Annotated in this window: 14 protein-coding genes and 1 pseudogene; 5 read left to right on the plus strand and 10 right to left on the minus strand. The window is 44.8% G+C overall.

Going from position 1 to position 13,746, the window contains the following annotated elements; genetic code table 11:
• The first annotated feature begins 29 nt into the window (after window positions 1-29).
• A complete protein-coding gene (locus ACZ45G_RS04565) occupies window positions 30-1,484 on the plus strand; it encodes a 30S ribosomal protein S1 (protein ID WP_464175493.1) in 1,455 nt (484 codons plus the stop codon).
• A 61-nt stretch (window positions 1,485-1,545) separates the two neighbouring features.
• Here the strand turns inward: ACZ45G_RS04565 and ACZ45G_RS04570 are convergent, their stop codons facing one another.
• The gene (locus ACZ45G_RS04570) at window positions 1,546-2,454 is read right to left on the minus strand and encodes a M55 family metallopeptidase (protein ID WP_464175494.1); all 909 of its coding nucleotides are present in this window, start codon (window positions 2,452-2,454) and stop codon (window positions 1,546-1,548) included.
• A gap of 781 nt (window positions 2,455-3,235) precedes the next feature.
• On the opposite strand from ACZ45G_RS04570, the gene ACZ45G_RS04575 reads away from it, so the two are divergent.
• Together ACZ45G_RS04575 and ACZ45G_RS04580 are read left to right on the plus strand one after the other, a co-directional pair.
• Window positions 3,236-3,688 carry a response regulator gene (locus ACZ45G_RS04575; RefSeq protein ID WP_464175495.1) on the plus strand — a complete coding sequence of 151 codons (453 nt, stop codon included), beginning with the start codon at window positions 3,236-3,238 and terminating at the stop codon, window positions 3,686-3,688.
• 18 nt (window positions 3,689-3,706) lie between these two features.
• Window positions 3,707-4,558, plus strand: coding sequence for an HAD family hydrolase (locus ACZ45G_RS04580; RefSeq protein WP_464175496.1), 852 nt, complete (start codon window positions 3,707-3,709; stop codon window positions 4,556-4,558).
• A gap of 4 nt (window positions 4,559-4,562) precedes the next feature.
• On the opposite strand, the gene ACZ45G_RS04585 is transcribed toward ACZ45G_RS04580, so the two are convergent.
• The 5 genes and pseudogenes from ACZ45G_RS04585 to ACZ45G_RS04605 form a co-directional block, all read right to left on the minus strand.
• Window positions 4,563-5,561 (minus strand): response regulator, encoded by a 999-nt coding sequence (locus ACZ45G_RS04585; protein ID WP_464175497.1) that lies wholly within the window; start codon window positions 5,559-5,561, stop codon window positions 4,563-4,565.
• A 95-nt stretch (window positions 5,562-5,656) separates the two neighbouring features.
• Window positions 5,657-6,376 (minus strand): pyridoxine 5'-phosphate synthase, encoded by a 720-nt coding sequence (locus tag ACZ45G_RS04590; protein ID WP_464175498.1) that lies wholly within the window; start codon window positions 6,374-6,376, stop codon window positions 5,657-5,659.
• Window positions 6,377-6,394: 18 nt separating this feature from the next.
• Window positions 6,395-6,859, minus strand: a complete 465-nt coding sequence (gene ybeY / locus ACZ45G_RS04595) for an rRNA maturation RNase YbeY (protein WP_464175499.1) — start codon at window positions 6,857-6,859, stop codon at window positions 6,395-6,397.
• A complete protein-coding gene (locus ACZ45G_RS04600; protein ID WP_464175500.1) occupies window positions 6,756-9,125 on the minus strand; it encodes an HD family phosphohydrolase in 2,370 nt (789 codons plus the stop codon). The genes ybeY and ACZ45G_RS04600 overlap by 104 nt, the downstream gene beginning before the upstream one ends.
• A pseudogene (locus tag ACZ45G_RS04605) lies at window positions 9,106-9,318 on the minus strand (PhoH family protein); the annotation flags it as partial. The pseudogene ACZ45G_RS04605 and the gene ACZ45G_RS04600, both read right to left, overlap by 20 nt.
• Before the next feature lie 150 nt (window positions 9,319-9,468).
• Between ACZ45G_RS04605 and ACZ45G_RS04610 the strand changes: the two are divergent.
• Together ACZ45G_RS04610 and mazG are read left to right on the plus strand one after the other, a co-directional pair.
• The gene (locus tag ACZ45G_RS04610; RefSeq protein ID WP_464175501.1) at window positions 9,469-9,990 is read left to right on the plus strand and encodes a CvpA family protein; all 522 of its coding nucleotides are present in this window, start codon (window positions 9,469-9,471) and stop codon (window positions 9,988-9,990) included.
• Entirely contained in the window at window positions 9,978-10,844 is an 867-nt protein-coding gene (mazG, locus tag ACZ45G_RS04615) for a nucleoside triphosphate pyrophosphohydrolase (RefSeq protein ID WP_464175502.1), read from the plus strand. The genes ACZ45G_RS04610 and mazG overlap by 13 nt, the downstream gene beginning before the upstream one ends.
• Here the strand turns inward: mazG and ACZ45G_RS04620 are convergent.
• The 4 genes from ACZ45G_RS04620 to ACZ45G_RS04635 all read right to left on the minus strand — a co-directional run bounded on the left by ACZ45G_RS04620 (window position 10,832) and on the right by ACZ45G_RS04635 (window position 13,583).
• Window positions 10,832-11,314 (minus strand): hypothetical protein, encoded by a 483-nt coding sequence (locus ACZ45G_RS04620; protein WP_464175503.1) that lies wholly within the window; start codon window positions 11,312-11,314, stop codon window positions 10,832-10,834. The two genes, mazG and ACZ45G_RS04620, sit on opposite strands and share 13 nt — an antisense overlap.
• A 175-nt stretch (window positions 11,315-11,489) precedes the next feature.
• On the minus strand, window positions 11,490-11,792 hold the full coding sequence (gene flgM, locus ACZ45G_RS04625) for a flagellar biosynthesis anti-sigma factor FlgM (RefSeq protein ID WP_464175504.1): 303 nt from the start codon (window positions 11,790-11,792) through the stop codon (window positions 11,490-11,492).
• A 14-nt stretch (window positions 11,793-11,806) separates the two neighbouring features.
• Window positions 11,807-12,232, minus strand: coding sequence for a DVU0524 family FlgM-associated protein (locus ACZ45G_RS04630; protein WP_464175505.1), 426 nt, complete (start codon window positions 12,230-12,232; stop codon window positions 11,807-11,809).
• 58 nt (window positions 12,233-12,290) lie between these two features.
• Complete coding sequence (locus tag ACZ45G_RS04635) at window positions 12,291-13,583, minus strand: class II fructose-bisphosphate aldolase (RefSeq protein WP_464175506.1); 1,293 nt, start codon at window positions 13,581-13,583, stop codon at window positions 12,291-12,293.
• Window positions 13,584-13,746: the final 163 nt, after the last annotated feature.

The following is a 13,746-nucleotide window of genomic DNA, read 5'->3' on the forward strand; positions in this document are numbered from 1 at the left end:
TATAACACTATTGGTCCGGGAGAAGGAAGATGACAGAGAAATTTGAAGGCAATGATCCAGAAGATATGGATGAGATGAGCTTTGAGGAGCTTTTTAATTCCTATGATGCAAAGATTGGTCAAGAACTCAAACAAGGAGATATGGTTGAGGGAAAGATCATTTCCATTGGTAAGTCCAGTGTTTATATTGACACGGGCACTAAAAGCGATGGGGTGGTGGATAAAATTGAGCTTCTGGATGAGAACGGAGAACTGCCTTTTCAGGCCAATGATATCCTAAAATTATATGTGGTTTCCCTGAGCGAAAGTGAAGTAATCCTGTCCAAGGCAATTTCCGGTGCCGGAAAAGTCACCATGCTGGAAGATGCCGCAAGAAACCAGACCCCTGTTGAAGGAAAGGTGACCGGTGTTATCAAAGGGGGATTTGATGTGGATATCCTGGGGAAAAGGGCCTTTTGTCCTGTCAGTCAGATGGATGTCCGGTATGTGGAAAATCCGGAAGACTATGTGGGGCAGACCCATCATTTTTTGATTTCCCGGTTTGAAGAAAAGGGTCGAAATATTGTGGTCTCCCGAAGAGACCTCCTCAACGAACAGATCAAAGAGGAACAAAAATTATTTTTGGCAAAGGTTTCTGAAGGCGATATCGTCCAGGGATGCGTGACCAAGCTCATGCCCTTTGGTGCCTTTATCGAGGTTGCACCGGGGGTTGAAGGCATGGCCCATATTTCAGAGTTAAGCTGGTCCCGGGTGGAAAAAGCTGATGAAATTGTCCAGGCCGGGGATATGGTGACGGTTAAATTGCTGAAGATTGAGACCCGGGAAGGGGATACCCCCAAAATTTCTCTTTCCATCAAACAGGTGGATGCCAACCCCTGGGATAATATGGGAAGTGCATTTAAACCCGGAGACCAGGTGATGGGGAAAGTGGTCCGTCTGGCTGCCTTTGGTGCCTTTGTGGAGCTTGCTCCCGGGGTTGACGGTCTTGTTCACATCAGTGAAATGAGCCATACCAAACGAGTCCTCAGGCCCGAAGATGTGGTGCAGCAGGGAGAACAAGTCCAGGTGGTGATCAAGGCCATTGACCAGGACAGCAAGCGGATTTCTTTGAGTATCAAGGATGGACTGGGAGATCCCTGGACAGGGATCACCACCAAATATATTCCAGGAGCGGTGGTGGATGTGACCCTTGAAAAGAAAGAGACCTTTGGTTTTTTTATGAACCTGGAACCTGGAATCACCGGGCTGATGCCCATATCAAATATCCGCAATGCCGCTTCTTCAAGCGATTATGAACGACTGAAACCCGGTGATTCGATCCCCGTGCTCGTCCAGGCGGTTGACGAAGATAACAGAAGAATCACCCTGGGATCTCCGGAGCAAAAAGAGTCTGACGATTGGAAATCCTTTGCCCCGGATCCGAAAAAAGAGACCATGGGTACCATGGAAAGCCTTTTTCGCGAGGCCATGAACAAGAAAAAATAAGCCCTTTGCCTTTCTCCGGAATTTAAAGCCCAATACCGGGGCAGGGGTGCTTTTATTTGTCTTACCGCCCCTTTTTGTTTGAAAGGGGCGGTTGCTTTTCTGCCCAGATGCGGCCTATTCTTCCCATCAGGTTATACAGGGGCAGACCCAGGGGGAGAAGCCTTTGGGAAAAGGGGGTCAGGTAGGCAAGCCTGATGAACATCCCATACAATTCCTGGAGGGTTAATGCATAAAGGTGAAGATCTGCTCCCTTTTGGGTAAGTTTCCATCTGCCAGCAATGGTCCGGGCCGCTTTTTTCCCGTCGCGCAGGGTGACAACGGCATGGAAGGGGCCCGGGGGATCATAGACCCGGGATTTTGGCGTTTCGATTGCCTTCACCGCCAGGAACGCCAGTTCCTTTCGCCAGAAAATAGCATCAAAGGGCTTCTCTCCAAATTTATCAATGTCAAGGCATAAGATTCCTGTAATGGCTGCGGCAGCATACCGGCAGGCAACGGGGCATCCTGAAAAGAAGAGTGGCGTCATTCCAAAGGGTGCCAGGGATGCTGAAAAAAGCTGGGCCTCGGTCATCAACTGTCCATTGACCATGAGCCTGGATATTCTGGAGGTTAATGTATGGGGTAAAAATCCCTTGGCCCCGGAAGGCGCATGCATCCCCACCATGAAGATACCGGTGGCATCCGGGGGATTTCCAATGCCCGGAACAGGTCCTTTTGAATACCCTTGCATCAGGATCGCCCTGGGATCAATATGCTGGGGAAGCAGGTTGTAACCTGTTCTGTGGAAATCTTTCACATAAACCTGTTGAATCCCGGCAGCGAACAGGGCCACGACAATGGCATTGATATCACGGCTCATCTCCAGGCATGCCTGGGGCCATCCTCTGCCCATGAAGGAGGCGGAAGGATAATCAAAACAGCCTGAACTGCCTTCTATATCGGCAATGATGAGAATTTTTTTGTGTTGCAATCTACCCCTCTTCTTTTAACGTCCGGCCGGATCTCAATAAAATATCAGGTCACAATAAAGGTCAGATAATAGGCTGTGTTTCATGGGATATCAAGGTTTTTCCGGCATTTCGTCGGGGATGACAACTTTGGATCCCTCACCAGAAATTCGCAGTAACTTTTTGGGAGAAGATTAAATTTTTCTTTCTTGGTATAAGTATTGCAAATTATAAGTTTTAATTGATTAGGTAGGAAAATATATACCATGCTGGCATCATGTGGTAGCGTTTTAATCTGAATAGAATGTGGGAGAAATTATGATATTTAATCCAAAAATAGTATCCACACAGAATAAAGGACATCCCCATCTATAATCAGCAATGTGATATTGTTAGAGTTTGGATTTTGAGCCAGGATAGATGTCAGAATATTTGTACATTCATATGGATTCATAGCCTCTATCCAATCCCCCCTATAAAATAAATCCTTTCCAAAATACCGGGTCTTTTGATATTGTGCCAGAATAACGATTATTCTGGCAAATACCCAATGGGACAAGTGGATGGCGAACCCAAAAAAATGGTATATTCTGTTTTGTGATGAAATTGAACAGGCATGCCCGGTAACAAAATTTATTGGGCTCACCATTGTGGTCCCAGGGTGGTGATCAAGCTGTGGCGATATTTTGGGATTGATTTTACGGAGTTGTCACGCAATTGCCCTAAATTTGATATTGCGAAAACAACCCAATAAGTGATGATTAGGTAATAAAGATCTCAGTCTTATATAAGGAGTGTTATGGTATGACCCCTAAAGAAAACCCGTCGGCAAAAGGATTAATCCCGAATAGGGATGCTTCTCCTGAGCCGGGACCAATTTACCAGGGCAATGAATCCATTCTGTTCGTGGATGATGAAATCTATCTGGCTGAGGTGGGCAGGGAAATGCTTGAGGACTATGGATATTGTGTCGACACCATGACAAGTTCCAGGGAAGCCTTGGAGTGGTTTGAAAAGAATCCAGATCAATATGATTTGTTGATCACTGACTATACCATGCCCGAGATGACCGGAAATCAGCTGGTTGAAAAGATACATGCCCTGCGGCCCCAATTGCCTGTTATCATGTGTACCGGTGTTGAATTGTCTTCTGTGATTTCCAAGACGACCTGTATCTCAAAAATACTGATGAAGCCCTTTGATATGGAAGAACTCATCAAAACGGTCCGGGGGGTCCTTGCCAAGTCAAAGGAGTGAGTCCCTGCCTGGATACATATGAAAAAGAACCTGTTTATCACTGATTTTGACGGTACCCTGCTGACCGATGAAAAGAGCATTGCCCGAGAAGATCTTGCCATCCTTTCCCGGTTGAGACAAAATAATACCATCACTGCCATTGCCACGGGAAGAAGCCTGTATTCCTTTCAAAGGGCATTGAAACAGATAGATCTTGCGGTAAATGAACTGCCGGTGGATTATCTAATTTTTTCCACGGGGGCGGGTATTATGGCGCTTCAAGAGGGTCTCCTTATACGATCCCATGCAATTATAGCAAGGGATATCCGAAAAATTATAGCCTGTTTTGATTTGAATAAATGGGACTATATGGTCCATAAAGCCATCCCCGACACCCGATATTTTTTGTACAAATCCCATGGCCGAGAAAATAGTGATTTCCAAAAACGAATTCAATTGTATCGAGCGTTTTGTGCCCCCTTGAACAATGGCCGGGCCTTGTATGGTTCAGCCACCCAGGTTTTGGCGATTGTCCCTGGAAAAGTTTCCCCATCAAGGATGGCGGCGATCCGGGCGGATCTTGTTGATTACAGCGTGATCCCTGCGACCTCACCTTTGGATCATTGTTCTTCCTGGATTGAGGTCTTTAATAAACAGGTTTCCAAAAGTATGGCAGCTTCCTGGTTGGCATCAGCACTGGATATTCAACAATCAGATGTGATTTCCGTGGGCAATGATTATAATGATCAGGATCTTTTGGAATGGTCTGGTAAGGGGTATCTGGTTGCCAATGCTGCAAAGGACTTGAAGCCCTATTTCAAAACGGTTGCTTCCAATAACCATTGCGGGGTCAGCCAGGCGGCCCTGGAATCAGATTTGCTGGCCTGGTAAACAGTTAGCTGTCAAAATCATCTTCATCCAGTTCAGAGAGATCAAATTCAGGATAGAGTTTTTTACAGCAGTCTGGGCAGATGCCATGGGAAAAAACAATTTCCGCAAAAAAATCTTCCACCTGAATCCAGCCGGCCTTTTTATCCCGGACACTTTTACAATTGGCACAGATGGCCAGCATATCTTTTCCCTTGTTTTCCTGTTTCTTTAAAAATTTCTGATACTGCTGCCGAAGTTCAATGAGTTTTGTGATGTCTCTCACAACGGTTATGGCACCATTGTATTGGTTGTTATCGTCCAGCAGGGGGCTGCAGGCAAACTCCACATGGACAATATTTTTTTCTTTGCTAATCATTTGAATTTCGTACCGGTCGGTAAGTCCTTGTTTGCGGGAGTTTGTCTGCTGCTTGATGATATTGAAGCTGTCCCGGGAGGTGAGCTCCTTTAGGTTCATAGAGCTTAAGTCTTTTGAAGAATACCCCAATATGTTGCAGAAGGCAAGGTTCGTGAAGGTCATGTTTTCCTGTGCATCTACGGTGAAAACACCTTCTGCAATCTGTTCGGTAATGGTCCGGTAACGGATTTCACTCTTTTCAAGTTGTTTCCTATATCGTTTGTTATCTTCAATAAGATGTTTATTTTCAAGGGCTTTTCGAATGACATGGTGAATCATTTCCAGATCTTGGATGGGCTTGGTGATATAATCCTTGGCCCCCATGCGAAGTGCTTTGATAATATCCTCTTTTCCACCGGCACCGGAAACAACCACCATGGGGGTATCCGGGCTGTGTTCATGAATGGCGGTCATCACCTCAATGCCGTCTTTTCGGGGCATTCTTAAATCGGTGAGGACAACATCCACCCTTTCCCTGGAAAAGAGTTCCAGTCCTGTTTCGCCGTTTTCAGCCGTAAATACACGATACCCCTCATCCTGGAAAAAATAGGCCAGGCTTTCACGGACGGAGAGTTCATCATCAATGATTAATATGGTTTCTTGTTTCATGGCGTTCTTCATTGGATAATACCAGTTGAATAATATCGGGTGAATGATATCGAAAATTTAAACTGTAGTGAATTATATCAGGTCTGCAATAAAAGTTAAAGCGCTTTAATCAATTGTTTCATATCCCTGACAGCCTGGTCAATACCCGTAAGAACTGCTCTTCCTATGATGCTGTGACCGATACTGAATTCACTTATTTCTGTAAGCCCTGCAAAGGCCTTGATGGTGTTGTAGCAGATACCATGGCCGGCATTTACCCCCAGGTTTAATTTGCTGCCAATTTTCGCAGCATCCACGATTCGATTAAATTCCTTTTGTTTCTTTGTTTGTGTGGTTGCATCACAAAAAGCACCCGTATGAATTTCAATCATGTCTGCATCGATTTTATGGGCAATTTTGATCTGGTCCAGGTCAGGGTCAATGAAAATGCAGACTTTGATATGGGCATTTTTGAGTGTGCTGACAGCTTCCCTGATGGCATCCTGGTGGGTGATCAAATCCAGCCCGCCCTCGGTGGTCAATTCTTCCCTTTTCTCAGGTACAAGGGTAACGCATTCTGGTTTAATATCCAATGCAATCCCCAGCATTTTGCTGGTGGCCGCCATCTCAAGTATGAGCCGTGACTGCACCACCTGGCGCAATAATCGAACATCCCTTTCCTGTATATGGCGGCGATCCTCTCTTAAATGGACCACAATGGCATCGGCACCGGCAGTCTCCGCTGCAATGGCCGCTGCAATGGGGTCTGGATAGTGACTTCCCCGGGCCTGTCTCAAGGTGGCTACATGGTCAACGTTTACGGCTAATTCTGCCATTTGTTCTTCCTCCCTATATTAAAATGCAGTTAAATCAATGTTTTTTTCAACGATACGAATCAGTTCAAGACTTTTCTCGTCCATGGCATCAGCATCTTTGTCACCCCGTTCATGATCAAATCCCAGTAAATGGAGTATTCCGTGGATCAGCAGTTGGGATGTTCTTTCTTCAAGGGAAATCATCGCTGTTGCCGCCTCCCTTTCTGCCGTTTCTATGGAAATGACCACATCTCCAAGCAGCCCCGGGGTGATCTCTGAAAATTGCCCTTCCTGCATGGGAAATGCCAGAACATTGGTGGGTTTACTGATTCCCCTGTAAGTTTTGTTGAGCTGTGCCATCTTTTGATCATCCAGGATAACAATGGAGATTTCGTGGGCGTTACAGCCCAAGGCGTTTAAGATCAGTTCTGTCTTTTGCGATATTAGGCGCGTTTGGATTTTCGTTTTTTGCTGATTGTCTATCAGAATCTTTTGCTGTTCCATTTTTTTCTTTTTTCTTTTCCTGTGTTTTATCGGTATATTCGATGCGGCTGTGATAGATACTGGTCAGAATGTTGTTAAAGCTTTTGGCAATCTGGTGCAGATCCTTCAGGGTGAGTTCGCACTCCTCAAGTTGACCGTCTGCAAAGATATCGTTGATCAATTCTTTTACCCGGCCTTTGATTTTAGACGGGGTGGGGCGTTCAAGGGCTCTTACCGCGGCTTCAACCACATCCGCCAGCATGACGATACCGGCTTCCCGGGTCTGGGGTTTGGGGCCGGGATATCTGAAATCTTCTTCATTAACGTTCTCATTGCCGCTGTTGAGGCTTTTATTATAAAAGTATTTAATTAAAGAAGTCCCGTGGTGTTGGCTAATGCCCTGTACAATTTCATTGCCCAGCTTGTATTTTTTTGCCAGCTCCACCCCTTTTTTGACATGCTGGATCAGGATCAATGCAGACATGGAAGGGGACAGCTTGTCATGTCGGTTTTTGCCGTCTGCCTGGTTCTCAATGAAATACATGGTCTTGTCCAATTTTCCAATGTCATGGTAGTATCCCATTACCTTGGCCTGGAGACTATTGGCGGATACGGCTGATGCGGCTGCCTCGGCCAGGGTGGCCACAATCACAGAGTGATTATAGGTCCCCGGCGCTTCAATCATCAGTTTTTTGATCAAGGGCTGGTCCAGGTTTGCAAATTCCAGCAGCTTTGCTGCTGTGGTATAATTAAAAAGGATTTCGATCAAGGGGGTAAAGCCAATGGTCAGGGTGGCAGCAAATAGTCCGCCGCAGAAAGCAAAAATGACTTCCTTTGCCAGGAGCATGGGATCCGGATGGGCGAGGGAATAGAACCCCAGGGCAATGGCCAATATGGAATTAAAGATTGCAAGCTTAACGCCTGCAATAATAAAATTTTTGCGTGCCTGCCGTTGATCAATCCAGTAGGCAGCGGTGATACTGCTGAAGAAAAAGAAGAAAAAGACCTGAAAACTGCCGCCGAATGCCAGGCTCGCCAGCACGGAAAGGACGATGGTAAAAAAAACGGCAATGTCAAATCCTAAAAACAGGCAGGTGATCATTGCCCCGGCCTGAATGGGAACAACCATATAAAAGGAAGAGGCCGCTATCTGCCATGCCATTTCCGGGTGGGCTGACTGGGCAACATAAATAACAATCTTTGCGAAAATCAGATAGAGGACAAGGCCCAGTGCCAGAAAGATCATATGGGTGTTATGGTCAGTCTTCAATCTTTTGTGATCTTTCAGGAAAAGATAGTAGACCACAAGAATTAAAAAACAGGTGAGCATAGCCGTTCCCGTACCGGACATATAGATATCTTTTTCCACTACCTGCTCTTTTAGGGCGGTTAGCTTTATGAGTTTGATCTTATCCACCCGTTCCCCTTCCCTGACAATCATTTCTCCGGCTTTTATCTGATAGAGAATGGGCATGATTTTGGACTGGGCGTCCTGGATTCGGTTTTCCGTTTCATTTTTATTCAGGGTGATATTGGGTTGTAACAGCCGCTGACAGATATCCACGATGAGATTGGACAGGTTGTAATTGAGTTTTTTGAGCAGGGGCTGGCCTTCTATCCTGACCATGGCCTTGGCCTGGTCAGGGCCGTAAACTGCTTTCAGGTTATTTACGGCCCGTTCCTCATTGGATTGAATGGTTCTAAGGATGATGCCTTTGCCCTCTTCTTCAAGGAGGATTTCTTTATTGGCAACCACACCATTGGAAAGAATTTTGTCCAGAATATTCTTTATTTTTAGGGTGATATTCATTTCAAATTGGGATTTATAAAGAATTGTGTATGCCCCGTTGCTGATTTCCATGCCAAGTTTCTTTTCAAACTCGGGTTTTACTGCCAGGGCCATTGCCAATGTAGGATCCGGAGCGTCAGAACTTTCCGGTTTTTCAAATAACTGCCGGGCAAAGTCCATGGCGGTTTCAATGCGGGAGGAAATATCTACTGCCAGGTTTTCATCAAAATCATAAACGGTTTTTACAACATCTTTTACCTGATTTTTCCGGGCCGATGTCACCTCTTTATCTTCGAGGAAGAAATTTTTAGGTGCTTTGATATCTCTCTGGGCCACATCCCCTATCTGGTAGGAATAGGAAATTTTATTTTGGTCCGGTGTCTGAAACGCAGTGAATGCAACTGTAATGGCAATGAGCATGAACCATAATAGGTGTGGGGTGGATAAAAGATATCCCCTGGTTCGTTTTAACCAGTTATCAGTTTTTGTTTTTTTCATACGCATCTATGATGTTGGAAACAAGGGGATGTCTTACCACATCCTCCTTGGTAAAGGTTACAAACGCAATCCCCTTTATTCGGGTGAGAAGTTTTTTTGCCTCGACTAGGCCGGACTTTTTTCCGGTGGCCAGGTCAATTTGGGTGATGTCGCCGGTTACAATGGCTTTGGACCCATATCCAAGCCGGGTCAGCTCAATGTTTTGAAATTCAATATTTCTCATGGGGCCTAGGGTGCATTTTATTTGTATAAAGGTCAATAAAAAACTTGACTAAAAAACCGGTAAATTGGTATCTGTTGACTCTTTGAACCAAGTCCATATGAGTTGTATATAAGGGGAAAAATGAACGGTTTTGATGTGATTGTCCTGGTGATTATTTCGTTTTGTATGATCCGGGGTTACTTTAAGGGGTTGATCCGGGAAATATCCGGTATTATCGGGGTTGTTGTGGGTTTTTATGGTGCGAATACCTATTATCAATTATTAACGCCATACCTTGAAACTTTAATTAAAACCCCGGCTGCCAGGAGCCTGATTTGTTTTCTTGTGCTCTTTTGTGGTATCCTCATTTTAATCGGTTTACTTGCCGCTTTGATCCGTAAGTTTTTAAGCCTTGTTTTTCTTGGATGGGTGGACCGGTTTTTTGGGCTGGTTTTTGGTACTGCCAAGGGGGGGTTGATCGTCTCGGTCTTATTTATCATGATGATGACCTTTATCCCGGACAATGCGCAGTTTTTATCCGGTTCCCAAACCGCTCCCTATGTTTCAAGGGTCGCAAACGCCATGACATTGTTTCTATCTCAAAGCATGAAAACAGATTTTTTTAAACATTTGGAAGGAATTAAAACAAATTGGAAAATATAGACCCTCTTTTGGAAATTATCCGCAGGCTCAGGGGTAAAAACGGGTGTGCCTGGGACCAAAAACAGACTCCCTTGACCATGTGGAAATGCCTGGCAGAAGAATTGTATGAACTGGAAGAAGCTATTGTTAATGATGACACGGATAATATCTGTGAAGAATTGGGGGATGTTTTATTTCAGCTTTTGTTTATTCTTGAAATATTTAATAAAAACCACCGGTTTGAGTTTTCTGATGTGATCCATGGGGTTGCCGAAAAAATGATTCGGCGTCATCCCCATGTATATGATACCGCCATTGTTAACACAGACGAAGAATTAAACTGGCAATGGGACCAGATTAAGGCCGGTGAAAAAGAAAATGCCAGGAAAAAAAATGCCCTCAAAAATGATGTCCTCAAAAATGATGCAGGTGGCAGATCCAAGGATTTTGTTCAAAAGGAACAGACGAAGGAGGTCGGTTCTGCCCTGGATTCAGTGCCCAAAGGAATGCCCGGGTTATTGAGGGCGTTGAAAGTGTCCAAATCTGCGGTTAAAGAAGGGTTTGACTGGGAGAATATCCACCAGGTATTGGATACGGTAAAAGAAGAAATTCAGGAGTTTGAAACAGCATTGGAGACACAAAGCCAGGATGAGGCCATGATGGAATTTGGTGATATCCTGTTTTCTTTGGTGAATGTGGCAAGGTTTGCCGGTTTCCATCCGGAAACCGCTCTTTCAAGCGCTACGGCCAAGTTTGAAGGGCGGTTCAGGTTGATGGAAAAGAGCCTCGCTCAGAAGAAAATAGACCTTAAGCGGCTGTCTCCCGAAGAAAAAGAGTTGCATTGGCAGCAAGCAAAGCTGCGCTATGACACATAATCTCCCCTCTGGAATCGTTGATATTCGGTCTGGGCAGCAACCACTGTCTGGGTTGCAATCTCTTTGAGATCCGTATTCCCTGGGCCAAGGGATGCGGATTCCTTGAGCAGGCTGTCAGCCTTTTGATTGATCTGTTCCAAAATAGGAGCAATGCTTTTAAGAGAGACGCCTGGATTTTCGAGTTTGTTTGAATAGGCATCCAGCAATCCCAAAAGTGCATCTGTTTTTTCGGATACAATGGCGGATTGGTCCTGAAGATAAAGACCGGTTGAGGGTATTTCCCCTAAAGCAGATGCTGTTGTCGTTTCCATCCCAGGCGGCTCCGTTTCGTCGGTTTGACCCGCTTGATTTTGACCCAGGGCCTGGGTCATAACATTTTCGAAACCACCTGTTTTCTCTGCCTTGGGTGTGCCAACAGCGCTCACAGCCTTTGATTGTGTCAGTTCATTTATGTGATTGATATTTACCATACGGGCCTCCTTTTCGTTCAAAACATCTTTCTTCTTAGGATTAAGTTAGCAAAAGACGTGCCAAAATTAAATATGATGTTGTTTCTACGAAAAAGGCTAATATTTCAATGGGTTTGAAGAGATTTGCCTGGAATAACGGATTTGGGAAAAAGAGAACCGGGAAAAAAATTCTCTTTTAGGCCAGGTCATTCATGATGGAACCGACCATTTTTTCCGCAACCTGTTCTGCATCAACGGTGTATTGGCCTGCCTGGACTTGCTGCTTTAAATCTGCCACCAGCGCTGTTCTATCTGTGGGTTCCGTATCCATGGCTGCTGAAATCTTCTGGAGATCCCTTGTGGTTGGAGAAATATTTAAACTATCCCCTGCCAGTTCATCAACAGGGTTTTCCAATTTGGAGGGGCTATTGACAGCTGGGGTTGTCTGGTTTGCATAGGTTTGATTTATATAATTTTGTGTGGAATTGGATATTTTCATGAGAGGTGCCTCCTTTAAGCTTCCATATTGTTGTCAGCGACCTGGCGTGCCAATTCTGTCATTCTTTTTACAACAAACTTCGAATCTTCAACAGACAGTGTCTTGGTGGTTTTGTTGTTGTTATCATCAATGGTGGTGTAGGTGAACTGAGTTTTGTCCTTGGAAAAATTTATTTTTTTCCCCAATTCCTGTTCAATCTGATCTGTGATCTGGGCTTCATTTTCTTCCTTAGGCCCTTCAGTGATGATCCGATCGACAATGTTGGCGGCAACCTTATCTATAATTGCCTGTCGCTTTCCTTCAGAGGAGATGGTAACGCTGTCAGCAGATACTTTATTGGCAACGCCGAATTTGTTGTTTCTGCTCAACATTTTGCCCTGACTCAATTGTTTTGAGTACACCTTCAGGACATTTTGTATTTGATATGAAGGTATCTGCATTTAATTTTCTCCTTAAAAACTATATCGGAAGGGGAAAACCAAAACTTTAGATTTTTTTTTAATCATCAAAATTGCCGTCAGGACCCTTGTCAGATATGATGCTGCAAGCTCTTTCAATTAGTTTTTCTTTGGTCCAATCTGCTTTGGATTCAATTTTTTTTGCTTTTTGACCAGGGGTGTGGGATTTTTTTTCTAAAATTTGTGCAATCAGAATATCGGCCGTATCTGTGGCATTGAATACCGTTGTCAGCAGGGTATAAACAAAGTTTTCAACATTTTTTGCCATCCTTTGACGGATTTCACGGGGTAGGGCCGATAAATGATTTTCGAAGGGAAGGTTCAGTTTTTTAACGTCCCCGCCCTTTAACCCATTTTTATTTGCATAGGCTAACATTTTAGACCACATCTCTTCAGTAACCCCATTCTCCTTTTCCTTGATAAAGTTCCCTTTGTCGTCCAGGATGGCATTGCCATAATCATTGACCTTAATACCCCAGGAAACCATCTGAAGGGCTGTGGCAACATTTGCTTTTGTGGTGCGGGTGTCTGATGCAATGGCCCGCAGTTTGTCGGAATTGTTGCCCGAGGTCCCGTGCTGGGCCCCGGATATCCCATAGGGCGAAAGGGCTTCATGGATATGGGCAGTGAGCTCTACGTCAATGCCGGTGCCGCTTTGTTCAATCCCGTGGGTGGTCCCGTTGTTCAATGCTATCCAGTCCGGGAAGATATCGTGGGCATTGAGCCCCTGGATGAGAAACAAAGCCTCTTGAGCCGTGGAAAGACCCTGTGCTCCCTTGATTTCACCCACCTCTGTTTCAAGGCCGGCCCAATCGGGAACAAAGGGATTCAGTTCAATGTTTGCCAGCAGGTTCTGGTCGTCTTGCATATGGGAAGCATCAATGGCAATGGAGGTGATACCGGCATCAAACAGGGACTCAATTTCTGTCTTTGCCGGTTCAATATCTTCTGGTTTTTTGATGCCGAAGTGATCGGTGTGGATGGCCACCGGGATGGTAATTCCCAGTTCATTCATGATGGCATCGGTTTGCTGGGCCAAATTCCATAGGCTTATGGGGCAATATGCATTGGTGCCGCCTTCTGATCTTGCAATTTCGATAATGACGGCTGCATTGGCTCTCTGTGCAGCAGCAAGGGTTCCCCTCAGGACAAAGGAACTCCTGGCATTTGCGGCAATGGTCATGCAGTTCCCTTTTTTTTGCATGGCCTGGTCAATGTATTTCCCGCTGACAATAAGGGCTTTTGAATTGGGGAATAATTTTTTTATGTTTGGGGGCCTGCCAGTGTCAAGGGCGGTTTCAAACGTGTCTGAATATTTGTTTGAAGTGGTCATTTTTTCCTCCTGGTATTTTTTTTAAATGATGTCCTTCTTTTTTGTCATGAAAGGGGGTTAAAATCAAGAAAATTCAAATAATGAATTTCAATTCATAAAGATTTTTTTCTGATAATCCCAGGGTGTTATTTTTTTGTTCTAAAGCCTCATTATATATAACCGC

Source organism: Desulfoconvexum algidum, from assembly GCF_055382125.1.

Bases quoted from the DNA above. Each gene is read 5' to 3' on its own strand.
- ACZ45G_RS04580 (WP_464175496.1), top strand. From the start codon at position 3,707: ATGAAAAAGAACCTGTTTATCACTGATTTTGACGGTACCCTGCTGACC.
- ACZ45G_RS04635 (WP_464175506.1), bottom strand. From the start codon at position 13,583: ATGACCACTTCAAACAAATATTCAGACACGTTTGAAACCGCCCTTGAC.
- ACZ45G_RS04630 (WP_464175505.1), bottom strand. From the start codon at position 12,232: ATGCAGATACCTTCATATCAAATACAAAATGTCCTGAAGGTGTACTCA.
- ACZ45G_RS04585 (WP_464175497.1), bottom strand. From the start codon at position 5,561: ATGAAACAAGAAACCATATTAATCATTGATGATGAACTCTCCGTCCGT.
- ACZ45G_RS04610 (WP_464175501.1), top strand. From the start codon at position 9,469: ATGAACGGTTTTGATGTGATTGTCCTGGTGATTATTTCGTTTTGTATG.
- ybeY (WP_464175499.1), bottom strand. From the start codon at position 6,859: ATGGAACAGCAAAAGATTCTGATAGACAATCAGCAAAAAACGAAAATC.
- ACZ45G_RS04620 (WP_464175503.1), bottom strand. From the start codon at position 11,314: ATGGTAAATATCAATCACATAAATGAACTGACACAATCAAAGGCTGTG.
- ACZ45G_RS04590 (WP_464175498.1), bottom strand. From the start codon at position 6,376: ATGGCAGAATTAGCCGTAAACGTTGACCATGTAGCCACCTTGAGACAG.
- flgM (WP_464175504.1), bottom strand. From the start codon at position 11,792: ATGAAAATATCCAATTCCACACAAAATTATATAAATCAAACCTATGCA.
- ACZ45G_RS04565 (WP_464175493.1), top strand. From the start codon at position 30: ATGACAGAGAAATTTGAAGGCAATGATCCAGAAGATATGGATGAGATG.
- ACZ45G_RS04575 (WP_464175495.1), top strand. From the start codon at position 3,236: ATGACCCCTAAAGAAAACCCGTCGGCAAAAGGATTAATCCCGAATAGG.
- ACZ45G_RS04600 (WP_464175500.1), bottom strand. From the start codon at position 9,125: ATGAAAAAAACAAAAACTGATAACTGGTTAAAACGAACCAGGGGATAT.